A 17,579-nucleotide genomic window follows, 5' to 3' on the forward strand; every position below is an offset into this window, starting at 1 on the left:
ATGAATAGTTGCGATTATCGTATTTTTTGGGAAGAAACCGTTAAACAATTAAAGGATGAGATAGGCGAACAGGAAATATCTACGTGGTTCTCGCGTATTGTCTACGAGAGGGCTTCGGACAGTACTATCGTTTTATCGGTACCTTCCGGATTTTATCGCGATAGTGTACGGCAACGGTATGAAATCCTTATCGAAAAAAAATTATTGGAGCTGCTCGGCTCTCGGATCAGTATTGAATTTGAAATAAGAACACATCAGGCACCGGATAGTCACTCAACACCTAAAAACAATGCGCATACATCGAAAGAATCTTCTTCGTCGGCGCTCCGTGAGCCGCAAAAATCGGTGCCTCCCGAAGAAAAAAAGAAACATCCCCTGTTGAATGAACGCTATACGTTCGACAAATTCGTTATTGATGCAGATAACCCGCTTCCTGCGAACGCAGCGATTGCCGTTTCGAAAAATCCCGGAACAGCGTATAATCCGTTGCTCATTTATGGTGGAGTAGGGTTGGGTAAAACGCACTTAATGCAGGCAATCGGCAATGCGTTGTACCAAAATACCAATCTGAAGATTTTATATGCCCCTGCCGAGACCTTTACGAATGAATATATCGCTCATGTGAATAAAAACAAAATGCATGAATTTAAAAACAAGTACCGTAATGCGGATGTGCTGCTGCTTGACGATATCCACTTTTTGGAAAAAAAAGAGGGTACACAAGAAGAATTGTTTCACACCTTTAATGCTCTCTATGAAAGCAATAAGCAAATCGTATTTACGTGCGACCGTCCGGTAGAAGAACTGAAAAATTTAACCGACCGGCTCCGTTCCCGCTTTACCCGCGGTTTGAGTATCGACTTAAAAATACCTTCGTATGAAACCCGCTGCGCCATTTTATTTAAAAAGCTGCAAGATGAACATTTTTCCATTCCTGACGAAGTAGTACACCTGATTGCAAAGAATGTTTCTTCCAATGTACGTGATCTGGAAAGTGCACTTACTAAATTGCAAGCGTATTCGGAACTTACCGGTCCCATTACATTCGAGAATGCCCAGCGGCTTTTACAGGATACGTTCGGTTCTCCACGCCAGCATAATATTTCGATCGATACGATTCTAAAAATCGTTGCAGATTATTTCGGCATCTCCTATATCGATTTAAAAGGAAAAAAGCGGACAAAGAATATCTCCTTTCCGCGGCAGGTGGCAATGTACCTTGCACGGGAAATGACCGAATTCTCTACCACGGAGATCGGTGTTGAATTAGGCGGACGAGACCATTCGACAGTCATGCACGGACATCAAAAAATAGAAACGCAAACAGCGCTTGAACCTTCGCTCGAGGTTACCATTGCCGAATTGAAAAAACGCATAACGAACGCGAATCAGTAACGGTTTTTGCAGAAGTAAATGCGATATTTCCGGCGTTGCCGAAAACATATTTGGTAATGCGGCGCAATAATATGCCTAATATGCCGTATATTTTCAAAAAGAAAGGTTGGGGAGTTTCCCTTATTATGCGGTGTTGTTAAAAGACCGCTTGATGCGTTTGCCCGAATCCTATGAGAGGTATATATGAAAAAATTAACTGTATTAGTTTTAATGATAATGCTTGTGATCACCGTATTCGCACAGGAAGCGGCAGGAACTGAAACAGGCAGTCTTGAAGATGAGCTGTTCGGCGGCGATACTGAAGCGCTCGTAACACCGGAGCAGGCAAACGCTGAAACTCAAAAAAGCGGTGTTTCCCTAACGGGCGATCTTAAAACCGCAACACTCGCACTTGAAAGTAATAAATTGCGTATCGGCGGCTCGTTAAATGCCGAATTAGGTCTTAAATATGTATGGGCTGATCCGTACACAAAGAAGAGCAATGTAAAAGAAGCTTTTTTAAATCCCAAACAGGCGGTGTTGCAGCCGACAATCGGTGCAAATCTCTTTTTTGATGCGCGTCCTGTACAGGACTTAAAGTTATACGGCAAGTTCCTTTTTGAATTCCCGTTTGAAAAAAACTTGAATGGAGCCCTTTCAATACCTAAATCTCTTGTCCCGCCCAATGGTGTCGATATACCGGTGAGTGTAAACGGTTCACCGAATTTTAAAATTTGGGAGATGTATACCGATTTTTCGACAAAGGATATTGCATTTTTCCGGTTCGGAAAACATACGGTTAAGTGGGGAACCGGCTATTTTTACAGCCCTGCTGATGTTATCAATATTTCGCGGATAGACCCTGAAAAACCGACCGAAGACCGGGAAGGGCCCGTTTCGCTGCGAACGCATATTGTTATTCCTAAGACGCAGTACAATATATGGTTGTATTTGCTGCCCGACACGGAAACGTTTAAGCCGCAGTATACGGCGGGAGCTGCAAAGGCAGAGTTTGTGTTCGGCGACTGGGAGTTGGGTGTCGGCGGTTGGTATCGTTATGAAAAGGCGCCACGGTTTATTACAACCCTCTCCGGCAGTATTGCAGGGAAGGTTGCCGTCTTTGCGGAAGGCGTATTTGCATGGGGCAGCGATTATACCTATTATAGAGACGATGCTGCACTGACGTCGTATACGGTAAAGAACAAGCCGTTTTTCCAAGCGACGATCGGCGGTTCGTATTCAAATGCAGACTCGCATACAATGCTTGCTTTTCAATACTACTATAACGGATTCGGTTATGCGAACACAGAGGCCGCCGACCGTATTACTGATAGCGCAGCAGCCGCGTTGAACAACAAAAATTTTACCGATCCTTCGCTCAAAAAATATGAGAATATCGCCGCAATGGGAAATCGAGGTCAGCACTACATCGCGTTTACGGTATCTCAGAATAAAATCGGTACGGAAGATTTGACGGCAAATTTGTTCCAGCAGTTCGCAATCAGTGAGCTTGAAGGGCTTACAACACTCAGCCTTAACTGGAAGATATTTAAGTTTGTACAGATGAGCACCGGGCCGATATTCACGTATCCGCTGAGCCCTTCATCGCACAGCAAAGGCTCTATCGGCTATAACCTCAGCTTTAAGCTCGGCGGCGGCAAGTTCTAGCGTCGGCAATTCATTCGTGAGGAAGGTTTAGGGTATCTTTCAAAAAATCTATTAGCCGTTTATCATTTTGTAGAATTCTTACGCAAGAAGATTCATTCTTTTGTCTATATTGAACGAATCTTCTTTGCCTTCATATCGAGCAACAAATCTTTTTACGCTTTTAAAGGATGATTGGGCACCTCTAAAAACTCGGTTAGATTTTTAGAGGTGCCCGCCGAGTTTTTAATAAGTCTATAAATACAAATGACTTATTAAAAACATCGCAAATAAGCTTAAGGAAAACCTCTAAAAAACTGAGGTTTTTAGAGGTTCTCGATTGTTTATAAAACTGCATTTTTTTTGCACAACTCCCCTTATACTTACATATCAAGACTATGCTCATTTAAAAGAAAGTCGTAGATATTCATCGTTGTGATACCGTCATCATCTCTTCTGATATTCAGCGTGTCATGTACGATTATTATTTTCTTAAATGAATCCCCCACATTGAGAAGCGGCGTTTTTTCTTGTTTTATTTTTTCCTCATCAGGTAAACTGAATGCAGATTGAATATAATACTTCCGGCTTCCCAACGTTGCAATAAAATCGATTTCAAGCTGACTGCGTTCACGCTCTCCGCTGCTCACCGTTTTTCTTATCGGGACAACGCCTACGTCGACGCTAAAACCTCTGGCTCTCAATTCATTATACAGTATATTTTCCATCAAATGCGTTTCTTCATGTTGTCTAAATCCAAGCCGTGCATTTCTCAGGCCGATATCCTCAAAATAATATTTTAAAGGACTGCCGATATATTTTCTGCCTTTAACATCAAAGCGCTGCGCCTCATGTATCATAAATGCATCTTTTAAAAATGCTATATATTGACGGATAGTATTGATAGAAATATCCGAGTGGAGCTTGCTTTTAAATGTTGCTTCTATTTTAGAAGGGTTTGTAAGCGAACCGACTGCAGAAGCAAGAACGTTAATCAGATCATTTAATTCCTGTATTTTATCGATACGGTTCCGTTCCCGTATATCCTTTATATACGTCTCTTCAAAAAGCCGTGTCAGATATTCAACTTTTTGTTCTTCCGTTTTCATAGAAAGAATAAGAGGCAGACCGCCATACATGATATAATCGGCAAAGCCGTGATATGCATCTCCGCTATAGCCCTGCATATATTCCTTAAAGGTGAGCGGAAACACGTGAATTTCATCGCCGCGTCCTCTAAATTCCGTTATGATATCCTTTGATAGAAACCGAGAGTTACTGCCGGTTACATATATGTCAAGATTTGGTATATGCAAAAGGGAATTTAATACTTCCTCAAACTCATCGAGTAACTGTACTTCATCGAGCAGCAAGTAATATAATTCATTATCTTTGATTTTATTTTCTACATAATCCAGTAGCACATCGGGATTTCTATAGTTTTTATTCTTTCTTTCGTCCAATACAATTTCAATAATATGATCATCTGAAATATGTATTTCCTTCAGATAATTTTTAAATATTTTGAAAATAAGATAGGATTTTCCGCACCTTCTGATGCCGGTAATCACCTTAATCATGCCGTTATGCATGCGGTTTGTTAGGGCTTTCAGGTATTTTTCACGCTTAATTTCCACTCTCTTCTCCATTGAAAATTAACGGGCTTATGGCCGCTTTTTTTCAAAATTATACTATTTATATCGTGTAGTCAAGCATAATATTGACAATATACGGCCATATGTCCGTATATTGTCATTTTTTTGATAACTTTTGCCGTATTGGGGCAATAAGAGGGAGTAGCGGAGGATCCTTGCAGTGATACGGCAGAAAAGGCGGCAAGAACCGGAGCAATATGATTGTCGACTCCTTACACCACCTCTACCGCAGTTTTGCTGCGGAGATAGAAAATATAGGCTTTAACCGATTTTGGCGACTGTTGTCCGCCGGGGTCTTGGCCGAACCCTTCCATTTTATAGAAGTTTTCCACGGCAGCTTTGTAGATTAAAAGCTGCCTTCGATGTTGTTCAGGATAGATTTTTTGGTCGGTTTTATAATCGATGATATACGCGGTATCTTCGTATTCAAAAAGCAAATCGATTTGCCCTATGACGAGCTTTCCTTCGTAGAGGGTTAAAAAGCCGTATTCGGTCTTTCTGAATGAGGCTTCTGACGCTTTTTGCCCCAGCGGAGAAGAAAGAAAAGCGGTGCACAATTTTTCCACTTCCCGGGCGTACTTTGCAGGCAGTGTACATGGGCGGTCTAAAAAGCGGGCTTCCATCGCTTTGTGCACCAAGGTTCCGAACTCGGTGGAGGAAAGCTCATCGCCATCCTTTTCACTGGTATTGTCGCCCTGCTCGATATGTTCATTTAATTCGGTATGTTTCATAGTTTTAGATTGTGCCATCGTTTGTGAATGTTCCATACTTTGCGCTTCCTTACTTTGAAGCATTGCAAGCGGCGCTTCGCTTAAATGAAGCCACTGCCTGTCTTTTTCAAATTGAGTTGCCGGTATGACGCGCGGTTCCGCAAGCGGAAAGTTTTTTTCCGCAGCCTGCCGGTATAGGGCACGGGTTTCATCAAGGTTGAAGCGCAGCCGGTCTTCCGCGGTGTGCTGTACTGCCGAGGCGGGGAGCGGTAAAACTTCCGTAAAATGCACGCAGTTGATATCGCCGGATAGCGCCGGTAATAAGAGCTGAAAAAAACTTCGGTTATTTTCTTCCTTCTGAGGTTGTATAAGCTGTTGGCGGATTTCCTCCAAAGTGCGGGGCGTTTCCGGTAGTTCCTCAATATCGCCGTCGGTTTCTTGCACACCGCTCATTAGCAGCCGAGCTTTAGCCCGCGTAACGGCGACGTAGAGAAGCCTCTTTGTTTCGGCGAGGTGTTTGGCATTCGCTTCCTGCCGCAGTTCTTCAAAAAAGATATTGGCGGAAGGATCGTTTTTTGTTTCCGGCGGTAAATGGATAACCGGCCCTAAATCCTTGTGCAAAAAGACCAGGCCTTCTTTCTTTTCAGCCTTTCCCGCATTGCCGCAGTCTGGAATGCAGACAATCGGGAACTCCAAGCCCTTGCTCTTATGCACCGTCATAATTTTAACCGCATCGCCGCCGTGTTCGAGCGGAATTTCCATATCTTCAACCCGCTCTTCCGCATGAATATACGAAATCAGTGTGTCGATAAAAGCCGAAAGACTCTGCCCCGCGGCATCCGCTTTTACCGCAAGCGCAAACAGGTAATCATATAGTTCCAGATAGCGGTGGTAGCGCGGCTCCATAAGCAATATGTATCGATACCCTTCGTCATACCACAGTGCGGTAATCAATTCGGCATTACTCTTTTTTTTGATAGAGCCTTGGAGCCGCTCAAAAAGAGCGCAGGCATTTAAGAAATACTGCCGGTCTTCCGCATCCAATTCTTCGGCAGCGGAGGGAGCAAACGGTTGGGGTTCATGCTCAAGGCTGTGCAGCATCAATCGGGTAAAAGAGCGGTCGCTGAGGCGGACAAACGGTGAGCGGAGTACTTGCGCATACACGGCTCTGTCATGCGGGTACACCGTTAAGCGGAGCAAGGCGCAGATATCGTTGAGCGGTGCGTCGTGGAATAATCCTTTTTGCTGTACGGAAATATACGGGATTTTAAATGCACGGAAAAACCGCTCGTAGACTGCTTGATGCGTCGAAGCGCGCAGCAGCACGGCAAAATCCGACCATGTACAGGGTCGGGTAGACTGTGAGGCGTCATCGTATACAAGGTAGTGTTCGTCATGGAGCGCGGCTATTTTTTGCGCAAGCGTATACGCCTCGCATTCAATCGGTTTGAGGAAGGCGGTATCGGTGTCGGCGCCCTTCGGAAAGCGTTTTTTGTCGATAAAGAAGATATCCGTCTGAGGCGCTAAATTGGGAACCGCCTCTCTGCTGAGGATGGGAATAAATTCCGCTTCAAACGCAGGCACGGTGCCGATAAGGGGCTGATTGGTTTCCGAATAAAAGACCCGCATAAATACGCTGTTAAAAAAGTTGAGCAGTTCAGGTTCAGTGCGGTAATTTGTTTGCAGGTTAATCGAAGCGGAGCCGACACCTTGCCGTAAGTCCTGCGACAGCGTACGGAACACCGAAACATCGGCGCCCCGAAACGCATAGATCGATTGTTTTTCGTCCCCGACAAAGAAAAGTTTATCCGGCACCAGCTCATCCGGCTTCGGTATCGATTGGTCGGTACGTTCTTCTTTTTCCGCAAGCAGAAACAAGAGGTCGCGCTGAAGGCTGTTATTATCTTGAAATTCATCGATCATAATTCGATGGGTTTGTTTTTTATAAAAGAGCCGCAAGTCGGGATCGGTGATGAGCGCGTCAACGGCAAGCTGAGCAATGTCGCCGAAATGCAGTATGCTCCTCCGCTTTTTTTCGGCAATGAACCGTTCCTGCAAAATACTGCAAAGCGCGTATATCTTTTGCATCTGCTCTTTGTGTGCATAAAAATGATACAGACTTTGCAAGCGGCCGGAGCTTCCGCTCAGTTCACCGCAGAGCGCCTTGCACGCTTTTACGTCCTCATCCTTTTTTGAACCCATCGTTTTTTTAACGCTGCAAATTGCTTTCAGCCGTTCAAGAAAGAACGGTAACTGCGGATCGTTTAGTGTAAGCGGGAATTCGGGGAGTTGCGTGTATGCTTCTTTTACTGTGCTGATGTAGTTATCGTTTCCTTCAAGATGAGCGGCAATATCTCCGAGAATGCGTTCGGCTTGTTTGCGATAGCCGGTAAATAATGGTTCGGCAGCGGCCAGCTGATGCTGCAATGCCTCAGAAAAATCAATCGGGCAGGAGACCGTAACGTAATCGTTTAATATTTTGACAAAGAAGTCGTTGATAAAATCGGTAATCGGTTTATCACCGAGTAGATATTGCAGGTTTGTGTCCGCACGGTGTTCAAGGAAAAAATCCAGCGAAAGGTTATAGGCGAGCCGCTTCGATTCGGTAAGGTCGATAGTGAAATCGGGACTGATACCGAAGCGCCGGCATGCGGTTACGGCAATCTTATGACAGAATGCGTCGATAGTCATAATTTGCGCCTTAAAAAAAGAATCCAATGCAGCGCCGGCGCGGTTCCGCTGTGTTGCATCATCGGTTCCCGCATACATCTTTTGCAGCTCCCGATAGATACGCCGGTGCATTTCCGCCGCCGCCTTGTCCGTAAAGGTGAGGGCAAGAATATTTTCAACCAAATAGTTTTTTTCGGTAATCAGGTACACATAGCGGCTTGCCAGAACTTTCGTCTTGCCCGAACCGGCGCCCGCCGCTACAACGGCATTCTCATCCGTTTTTACCGCCAGTTTTTGATGTTCGTTTAAATCTTTGCAAATATCTATCATATTTTCTGCTCACGTACTTTTGAAGGATGTGGAGATAGGAGCCTCTAAAAACTTCCGGTTTTAGAGGGGTTCCTTAGATTTATTATAGCATAGCTTTTATTGATAGATAAGGATGGGTGTGGGTCTGTCCGAAAGCTATAAAACCGCGGCGCTGCATAGATATAGTGTTCGTGTTGTCGGCGTAACAAGAGGCTTGTTATTTCCGTGTTTTCAGTTCATGCAGCTGCTCAACAAGATGCCGGGATGCGCGGGTATCATTGGTGTCGTACAGCCAGTTGTGATTAAAACAGGCGATGGTATTTTTGTTGCCGCTTGCTCCGATAACAAGGCTGTAAAAGCCGGTGTTCTTTTCTTGTTCCTGTTCGATAGCCGTAACAAGATCAGCTGAAAGATTTGCCATTACAAAGTCCGAGATCATCAGTACATCGGCATTTTTATATCCTGTTGCAGTATCGCTGCCTGCAAGCATGTTAAGCGCTTTCCGCAGCGCAGGTTCTGCATCGGTTCCGCCATTAAATGACATACGCAAAAAACGTACCAGTTTTTGCAGGTAGTTGCCTCCGTCCGCATTTGTCAATTCCATATCCTCATTCGGTTTTACTTCAAGTGTTTCAATATCCGTGGAAAACGAGATGATATAGCAGAGCCGTTCCTGTTCCGCCGCAATCTTTGCCAGTGCAAATGATACTGTTTTTGCAATATTCTCCGGAGTGCCGTGCATAGAGCCGCTCGTGTCAACACAGATGATAATCGGTCCCTTGGGTTCTTGCTTTTCCATCGTTACCTCTTCTTGCTCGATACTTTCTTTTAATTCCTCTTGCTCATTTTGATACTCAAATGACAGAAGTTGTTTTTGCGCAAATTTCAGCTGAAAGAGTTTTTTTGCCGCAGGATTTTTCAATAGAGCAAGTTCACAAGGAAGAGCCGCTGCAATATCATTTGAATACTTGAGTCCGTTTATCTCTCCGCGGTATGCAGGTTGCGGATGCCACTCCGTTGTTATAACGATTTTATCCCGCAGCTCTTTTTCAAACACCGCTTGTGTGCGGCTTTGCCTACCGAGAAGGTCAGCAAGTTCCTGCAGCGATTCATCTTGTTCCAGAAGCTTGGCAAAGGTATCAAGAATTTCAAACCCGCTTGTTTCAAAGGGATGCTTGGATAAATCCCAGAGCCTTCCGAAATTTTTAGTGAACGGCGTAAGTAGTTTTTCAAGCCGCATAAAGTTTTGTATTTTTTTATACAGCTCCTCCAAAAACTGCTTTCGCATAGTATCGATCCTCTCCTGCTCCCACTTTGTTTTGCGTTCGATGAGATTTTTTTCCATATCGGCAATAAAGTTCCTGCGCAGTGCCTCAAGTTTTTCCGGCGATTTCCATTGAAGCGTATCTTTTTCACTATTTTTTGTTTTCTGTGTTACGGTTTCTGCATGGGTAGTATTTACTTGCTCAGTTTTTCCGGGAGTGTTTTTTGCTTGCATATCGTCTACCTGTATACTTGCTTCCGGAGACGTTTGTGCTTCCTCTGTCGGGACTGTTTTCGCGGCATCGCCTGCTGCACTATCGGTGATGTGTTTTTGCTCGGCAAATGCTTTGCGGTAAAAATCAAAGTCCAGCGCACTTTCCTGAATAGTTCCGCGTTTTGAATCGCTAACTGACGGAAGGCGTTTATAGTGATACTGTATTTTTGACTTTTCCGCAGAAAGATCGGCTGCAATTTCTTCTGCAGACTGCTTTTTCTGCTGTGCAACAAAGATTGCTTCATCGAAAAACGGATTTTCTTTTTCCAATGTGCCGTGTGTTTTTTGCAGCCATTCCAAAAGGTCAGTCTGAATATTTTCTGAAAGACCTACATGGCTTTGCATATACTTTTGTACATCTTGAGTATTTAGAATTTCGGAAAGCGTATGCTGTGCAAGCTGTGCAAACGTATTCTGCGGAAAAGCAATGGGGATGTCTTCCGGCTCAACAGGCTGTATGGCATCTTCGATCGCATCAACCAACTGCTTCCGTTCCAGAGTTGAACCAAATGCAGATTCAGGGGCAGCATTTTTTTCAAACTTTCGCTTTTTCTTCGATTGCTGCTTATAGCGTTGAATGTTTGCGTTTAAATTTTGTTTTATGTTACCGATGTTGGAAAATAGTGTGCTGCACAGATTGAAAAATGCATTATCGCTTAAATCTTCCGTTTGGTGTGCGGTTCTATTCCGTGTTAGACGGAGCGGTTCCCACCAATAAGGCTTTGAAGAAAACCATACTTTTGTTAAACATTCCCGTAGCTGCTGCATTTTTATTTGCAGCCATGCACGCGCTTCTTCATTGATTGCTGTAACATCGGAAATACCGGAAGGGTATTTTTCACTCATTTCTTCAATAGGGCGCAATGCTTTCCTGCTATATTTTCTTGAGTTTCTATCTTTTCTCGTCATCAGTGCATCCTGTTTCTATTAAAGCTCTAATCTCTTCCATATTGTCAAATACAAATGAAACCATCTTTTGCAATTCCTTATCGGGAATATCTTCCGTTGCATGTGCAAGCCGGTTGCGGATTTTGTGCAATTCCATAACCGGCTGCGGCGGCTGAAGCCCTTCTGCAAGCATCTGTATTTTCAGCTCAAGCCATGCTTTCTGTTCATCTGAAAGCCGGTAGACATCGGGCATGCCGCCGGAATACTTTTGCTTCAATGCGGTAAGGGCTTCACGGGATGTATTCGTATCGTTCACTATATTTTATTCCATTCACGGATAGTGCGAACCGCATACTCATGATCTTTTGTTGTATGGTCTTGCAAACCGTTCTCATCAAAAAGTTGATAGAAGGCTGCCGCTTCTCCGTTTTCGGATGCCGACCAGTATTCCTGTGGAGTAAGCAGTCCTCCTTGAATGCCGAGTGCGGTTAAAGAAGTATTGAGCTTATCTCTGTTTTTCCATATTGCATACAGTTGAGCTTTGTCGGGAACACTCCAATTTGCTGCGTAGTCTTTTGGTAAGGCATCGCCGTAATGAAGGGCATATTCTTTGAGTGCATTCCATGCCAGTTTCTTTTCACTTATACCGATAGCAAAGGTTTTATCGTCAGCAATGCACACAACTGCAATCACATTTTTTTTCTGTTCCTCTGTCAGATTTTTAATTTCTTCCGAAGAAAAAGCGGTTCCGTCTTTGAGAATAACATCTCCTTCTGAAAAATCCGTATTGAGTTCTGCGTTGAAATACCTGTTATGCTGTTTAGCAAGTGTGATTTCCGCATCTTGAAGCTGCCGGATTGCCTCATCCAGTTTTGCAGTAAGACTTTTATTATAATCCTGATTTGCAAAGAGGTTTGCTTTAAAGGGTACCGCATCCGCTTCTTTTTTGTCTTTTAGCGCCTTAATTTCAGTATGGATTTCATCCACAATAGGCTTATAATATGCTTTGTCAAAATTCTTTTGTGAGGTTTCTTGAGCAATATCGGAGAATTTTTTTTGTTCAAAATGAGTTGTTGCGGAATTTTTCTTTACCCTAAAAATATGATGACATGAAATTTGATCATCTGTTTTCTTAAAGCTATCACTTGTATCATATGTTTTATTTGAATCATAAACATCGTGATAGGTATTCGATAAATTATGCTTTCCTTTACCCACAGTAATGTACCACGTTTCACTTGTTCCCCTGCGTATACACTCATAGCATTCTTGATTATCGATCGTAATAATTTTATCAGTTGCAGATTCTGTTACTGTTTCAAACCAATCTTTCTCAACTTTTGCTGTAAACTCTTCAATCCGGTCGTTAATGTCATCTATCGCAGTATCGCAATCCAGTCCGTTTTGTTGAATGCACGTCTCTACGATTTGGCGTACCTTTTTCTGCTGTTTTCCCGTGCTCCAGATGCAGTATTCAATCAGCTGACAGTCCATTAAATCTACTTCTGTACGGTCGTTCAAAAATGCGGAAGTTTTTAAGATGCGCACTATTTTTTTCCAACGGCGGTCGCCGATTGCAAATGATTCACCGGCAGCTTTTTCTTCTTCGCTCAATGTCTCATTCTGCACCGTCAGTTCTTTACGGATTGCAGAAATAACCGCTCGTGATTCTTCTGAAAGCTGCACTGCGTCGATCTGTGTTTTCCAGTTTTTTAAGTCCTCGTTGGAAATCTGCAATTTTTTAATCTCATCGGAAAGTTCAAATTCAGAGGACGAACCTTCTACCATATCAAAAAAGCTATCTTCGTTTTGAATAAAACCGATAGGTAAACGAATAATGAACCGGTCATACAAAGCTTCAAGCCCGCGGTCTTTTGCAGGCAGTTCGTTTGACGCAGCAAGTAAAGCTTTTAGAGGTACGTCCTGTACTGTACTGCCGTTATGAAATTTCCGCTCGTTTATGATGGTAAGAAGTGTATTGAGGATTGCGGGACTTGCCTTCCAAATTTCATCGAGAAAGGCGATATCCGCTTCGGGTAGCATGTTCTCTGTGAGGCGGCGGTATTCTTCTTTGCCGCTTTCACCTTCGCCGTTCAAGGCTTTGAGCGAAATATTGCCGAACACATCTTCCGGCGTAGAAAATTGATTTAAGAGCGTTTCAAAATACTGAACGCTTCCCGCTCCGTCCGCCTTAAATGCTTGCACAACGCGCCGCGCAAGCATGCTTTTGGCACACCCGGGAGCACCCAAAAAGAAAATACTTTCCCCTGCAATTGCTGTTAAAAGTGCAAGGCGCAGCGCTTCGTCTTTTTCGTATAGACCTTCGCTGAGCGCATTTTTAAGCACTGATATCCTATCGTGATGTTTTATTGTTTCTGCCATCTGTGGTTCCTCCTGCTTGGCATTTAATTGTGTGTGTTCGGTATTCTGTACAAGCTGTACATATGTAGTACCGTATTCGTTTTTTCCATTTTTATCTGCGGTATCTGAGATAAAATTTCACTGAATTTACTGACATTGAATAAACTACACATATCATTGACGGTGTCTTTATTCCAGCCTAATTTTTGCATAATTACAGAGGGATTCCTTTTACCGTCAAAGTTTTTTACTACGGCAATAATTTTTGCTATTACTTCGTCTTTTGTACAACTCATTGTGTTTTCAGCCTCCTATGGTTACTATAGTCATTTATTCTGCCGGTTGACAGATTTTTTGCAGTTTTTTAATAAAACTGCTTATTGTTCTGCTTGCATCGGTTTTATCTTTGCCGAACTGTGCGGCAATATCTTCTTGCGTGGGGAGGTTTTCCGCTTCAAAAAACAGCCGGATGAGCGTGCGTCCGTGTTCCGTATCTGCAAAACGTGTATTGTGCAGGACTTCAGCTATTACAGCGCTGTCTGTTTTTGCCGCATCAAGTTCGCATAATACCCGATGGGTCAGCAATGCGGAAAGATACGGCTTTGTGCGGTCTTGCGATGCGGCAAACGCTACATCAATAAGCTGTAGACAGCATTCAATGTGGTCTTGTTCTATTAAAAAGGTATCTGCTGTTTTGTAACCGTTTTGGATGCATAGTGCCACAGAATCAAACAGAGAATATCCATTGCCGTTTTCGAAATCGATATGTTCCGATTGTATAGCAGTCTGAACCTTCCACTCCATGAGCTGGGCTATTTCATTCACTGTATAATCGGTTTGTTTTGCAAGCCATGCTTGTGTTTCAGCTCGTTCTATATCTTTCCCATAGTGTGCAGCAGCGGCGCACAGCCGATTCCATTTTCGCCGTTTGTTCTCCGGCCGCGGAATGATTTCAGAGTGAAAAGTATGCAGTTTTATATTTGCGCGGTTTATCTCTTGTTTTAAAGAGTGTGCCAGATAGTTAATATAGTGTTCGGCAGTTCCTTCATAGCTGAGCACACTACGGTTTACACATTCCATTATTTCAATCGCGGCATTTTCAATTTTTTCCGGATTGAAAGTAAGTAAAGCCCAGCGCCATACGGCATCGGTAAGTTTTGTCCGCAAAGTAAGAAACTCCATACAGGCAGTATTCTTCTGTTGAACAAACGGAAACAGTTCCGCTGCGATTCTGATAATCTTTGCTTCCTGCTGTTGTTTTTCCATGTCCATCTCCGGGCTTTCTCTTTGCCCTGCAAAACACTGCAACAATTACAGTGCAAAAAAGGCATCCAAGGCTTTTAATGCTTCCGTTCCGTTTGGAGCTTCCATTGTCCCCATAAGATTATTTAAATAATAGAGCGGCGTAACATCATACAGTTCAGGATTTTCAGGATAGGCTATTCCGTCGGCATGTTTGATAAACTCAACTTTGCCGTATATGATTTTTTTTACATCTGCATCAAAAAACTTTTCCGCAAAATGAAAGGTACACATTAAAACCATGGGGATTGTTTTTTGTCCGAATGTAATATCCGCATAGAGTTCAGCGCCTTCTTCCATAAGCGGCAGCATTTTACGGAGCCGTGCTTCATGGCTTGCTTTTGATTCAACAAAATCCGTTGCAAGCCGCTCATATTCGATATGCGCACCGATAGCAGCATTAATCGAATTTAGTTCCTGCTGAAAAAGTTCAGCATTTTCTATTGAATGATCTTTACCGGTAATGGTTGTGAGGAGTACCGCTTTTACCTGATCTCCTTTCTGCAATTTTTCCGCAAGTACGGCATTGACAGGAAAAACCACCTTACCGGTATAGCGGCAATCGGCATTTCCTGTTCCTGCATAACATTGGGTATCTGTAGTGTCATTCATTTTTTTCATAGGAATATCTACAAATATAATCTTTTTCATTGAAAACCTCACTTTGGGCATCTATAAAAAATTTAAGGATATTGATCAAAGATGCTTCATCATAACTATTAGCGTCAGAATGAGAAAGAGTTGACATATTATAATACGATTGTAGCATATTTTTTATTTGTGCGGAGTAATGGGTATGTAAAACCACCGCCTCTTTACATCCTATGATGTTCTTCATTTTCCCCGCCGCCGCTCTCTTTCTTTTCGTACTTTTTACCTGCTTAAAAAAATAATTGGTAAGAGCCTTTTCCTTTCAACATTAGCAGCATATTTCCTTGGACAAAAAGAGTTGTTCAAGGGTTTGTATCTTGAACAAGCGGAAGAGGAGCAAGCGGTACAAGAAAACCGAACTGCGTGGCTGGAATATCTGGTTCTCTATCTGGATTTTAATACCGGACAATATGAACTGAGCGGAGCTTTAGATGAAACTCTTAGTTATTTTTTAGATACCGAAGAACCCAAATACAATCTGCAAACGCGCGGTCTCTCTCATGCTAAGCGGTTTACATCCCTGATACAAGCAGCGTATCAGCAAACCGGCAAACAAGTCGTTATCCTTGTAGACGAGTATGATAAACCCTTGCTGCAAACGATGGGGGTAAATGAAGAGCTGAACGAACACTACCGTAATACACTGAAAGCATTTTACTCGGTGATTAAGACCTGTGATGAGTATATCCGCTTTGCGTTTTTAACTGGGGTAACAAAGTTCAGCAAAATCAGCATTTTCAGCGATTTGAATAATCTCAAAGATATCAGCCTCAATGAAACCTACGCCGGTATTTGTGGCATTAGTCAAAAAGAGCTTGAAGCAAATTTTCAACCTGAAATAAAAGCGCTTGCGGAAAAGCAAACGTTTAACTATCCGCAGACGCTTGCTGCCTTAAAACAGTGGTACGACGGCTACCTGTTCCATCCTGCCGGGGAGGGAATGTATAATCCTTATAGTCTTCTCAATGCCTTTGACGATAAAGAGCTCAAAAGCTATTGGTTTAGCACGGGGACACCGACTTTTTTGGTCAACTTCTTAAAAGAAGCGCATTATTATATCTCCGACTTGGACGGCAATGTGCAACTTGATGAAGATGGGCTGCAAACGTATCGGGCAATAGCGCAAGATACCCTGCCGATTCTATTTCAAGCGGGGTATTTAACGATAAAGAAATATATCAGCGATTTAAGACTCTATCAGCTGGGCTTCCCCAATGATGAAGTACGGTACGGCTTTTTGCATAATCTTTTACCGGCATACTCTGACGTGCCGTTCGGTCAAACAGGGGTATGGATAGGGCGGTTTGTGCAAGACATCCGCAAGGGTGATGTGAATAGCTTTATGGAGCGGATGCAAGCGATTATTTCAAGTATTCCGTATGACAACTTCACCGACAAGAACCTAAAACTGCGTGAACAAAACTACCAGACAGCAGTGTATCTTGTCTTTGCGCTGATGGGACAGTTTGTACAGACAGAGGTATATTGCTACAGTACCGCCACGGATGGCGGTGGTTCCACGCAGCAGCGATGTTTCGGCTCCGCCGAAACTCGTAGTCAAAACTATACACGGATGTATAGTTTTGACAGACGTGCAGATTGCGTCGTCAAAACAGCGGATACTGTTTATATCTTCGAGTTTAAACTCTCCGGTAACGGTACGGCGGAAGATGCAATCGCGCAAATAAAAGAGAAAGACTATGCCGCAAAGTACATGGCGAGTGGGAAGAAAATAGTGCTCATTGGAAGTTCCTTTGATGAAAAGACGAGAACGATAAAAGACTGGAAAGTGGCTAATGAATAATTTGTAATAAGTGCCGCTCTTAGATTTAGATTATATTGAGCCGTTATACCAACGTTTATTTTCATCCGCTAAAATAGCGCGGCTGAAAAACACTGCGAGTTTGCTAATGCAAACATCGCCTATTGATTGCACTTTTTCATTTCATTGCAAAAGTGTGGCAATTCGCCAATCCTCGCCTTTTGATAAAGGCTACGGCTGTCGAATTTTAAGGAACCTTTAGACAGCCCTCAATAATTATGGTATACTCAATCAATATGAAAATCGCAGCGACTTATGATATTTTAACGAATTCAATTTTTCAGCATTTTGGAAAAACAGAGCATTTTAAGGTTTATACAATTGAAGCCGGAAAAGTAACGAAAACTGAAGTAATCGATAACGGCGGTTTCGGGCATCACGATTTGGCAACCTATCTTAAAAGCCTTGGCATTGAAACCCTCATCTTAGGAAACCGCGGACAGGGTGCGATTGATGCGCTGAACAACGCCGGAATTAATCAGCTAGCAGGAATTACCGGCTCCCCGGATGAAGCTGTCGCAGCTTTTTTAGCAGGCACATTACAGGATGATCCGAATGCTCAATGCAATCATCATGGGGAACATCATCACTAATAGGATAGGACAGTACTCCTTTTTATAAAGTTGAGGTGTTCCGCATACTATGCTATAATCTCC

General features: G+C 43.2%; 12 protein-coding genes. 4 read left to right on the top strand and 8 right to left on the bottom strand.

Annotation, left to right across the window (positions count from 1 at the left end; genetic code table 11):
- Together dnaA and E4N65_RS00010 are read left to right on the top strand one after the other, a co-directional pair.
- The gene (gene dnaA, locus E4N65_RS00005) at window positions 1-1,395 is read left to right on the top strand and encodes a chromosomal replication initiator protein DnaA (protein WP_253673402.1); all 1,395 of its coding nucleotides are present in this window, start codon (window positions 1-3) and stop codon (window positions 1,393-1,395) included.
- A gap of 183 nt (window positions 1,396-1,578) precedes the next feature.
- On the top strand, window positions 1,579-3,042 hold the full coding sequence (locus tag E4N65_RS00010) for a hypothetical protein (protein ID WP_253673404.1): 1,464 nt from the start codon (window positions 1,579-1,581) through the stop codon (window positions 3,040-3,042).
- Window positions 3,043-3,401: 359 nt separating this feature from the next.
- Here E4N65_RS00010 and E4N65_RS00015 read toward each other — a convergent pair whose 3' ends face one another.
- From E4N65_RS00015 to E4N65_RS00050, 8 genes are all read right to left on the bottom strand, one after another.
- A complete protein-coding gene (locus E4N65_RS00015) occupies window positions 3,402-4,655 on the bottom strand; it encodes an ATP-binding protein (RefSeq protein WP_253673406.1) in 1,254 nt (417 codons plus the stop codon).
- 230 nt (window positions 4,656-4,885) lie between these two features.
- The gene (locus E4N65_RS00020; protein ID WP_253673408.1) at window positions 4,886-8,383 is read right to left on the bottom strand and encodes a UvrD-helicase domain-containing protein; all 3,498 of its coding nucleotides are present in this window, start codon (window positions 8,381-8,383) and stop codon (window positions 4,886-4,888) included.
- A gap of 196 nt (window positions 8,384-8,579) precedes the next feature.
- Window positions 8,580-10,808: a VWA domain-containing protein gene (locus E4N65_RS00025; RefSeq protein WP_253673410.1), complete on the bottom strand. Its 2,229-nt coding sequence runs from the start codon at window positions 10,806-10,808 to the stop codon at window positions 8,580-8,582.
- Window positions 10,792-11,103 (bottom strand): hypothetical protein, encoded by a 312-nt coding sequence (locus E4N65_RS00030; RefSeq protein WP_044014249.1) that lies wholly within the window; start codon window positions 11,101-11,103, stop codon window positions 10,792-10,794. The genes E4N65_RS00025 and E4N65_RS00030 overlap by 17 nt, the downstream gene beginning before the upstream one ends.
- Window positions 11,103-13,169: an AAA family ATPase gene (locus E4N65_RS00035; RefSeq protein WP_253673412.1), complete on the bottom strand. Its 2,067-nt coding sequence runs from the start codon at window positions 13,167-13,169 to the stop codon at window positions 11,103-11,105. Before E4N65_RS00035 ends, E4N65_RS00030 begins: the two co-directional genes overlap by 1 nt.
- Window positions 13,170-13,192: 23 nt before the next feature.
- The gene (locus E4N65_RS00040; protein WP_044014247.1) at window positions 13,193-13,444 is read right to left on the bottom strand and encodes a hypothetical protein; all 252 of its coding nucleotides are present in this window, start codon (window positions 13,442-13,444) and stop codon (window positions 13,193-13,195) included.
- Window positions 13,445-13,478: 34 nt separating this feature from the next.
- Window positions 13,479-14,414, bottom strand: a complete 936-nt coding sequence (locus E4N65_RS00045; protein WP_253673414.1) for a hypothetical protein — start codon at window positions 14,412-14,414, stop codon at window positions 13,479-13,481.
- Between the two features lie 45 nt (window positions 14,415-14,459).
- Window positions 14,460-15,101, bottom strand: coding sequence for a TM1812 family CRISPR-associated protein (locus tag E4N65_RS00050; RefSeq protein ID WP_253673416.1), 642 nt, complete (start codon window positions 15,099-15,101; stop codon window positions 14,460-14,462).
- A gap of 226 nt (window positions 15,102-15,327) precedes the next feature.
- Between E4N65_RS00050 and E4N65_RS00055 the strand changes: the two genes are divergently transcribed.
- Together E4N65_RS00055 and E4N65_RS00060 are read left to right on the top strand one after the other, a co-directional pair.
- Complete coding sequence (locus E4N65_RS00055) at window positions 15,328-16,905, top strand: ATP-binding protein (RefSeq protein ID WP_253674837.1); 1,578 nt, start codon at window positions 15,328-15,330, stop codon at window positions 16,903-16,905.
- Between the two features lie 236 nt (window positions 16,906-17,141).
- Window positions 17,142-17,516 carry a NifB/NifX family molybdenum-iron cluster-binding protein gene (locus E4N65_RS00060; protein ID WP_253673418.1) on the top strand — a complete coding sequence of 125 codons (375 nt, stop codon included), beginning with the start codon at window positions 17,142-17,144 and terminating at the stop codon, window positions 17,514-17,516.
- Window positions 17,517-17,579 lie beyond the last annotated feature (63 nt).

It is taken from the genome of Treponema sp. OMZ 855, assembly GCF_024181145.1.
In the GTDB taxonomy this organism is placed as follows: domain Bacteria; phylum Spirochaetota; class Spirochaetia; order Treponematales; family Treponemataceae; genus Treponema.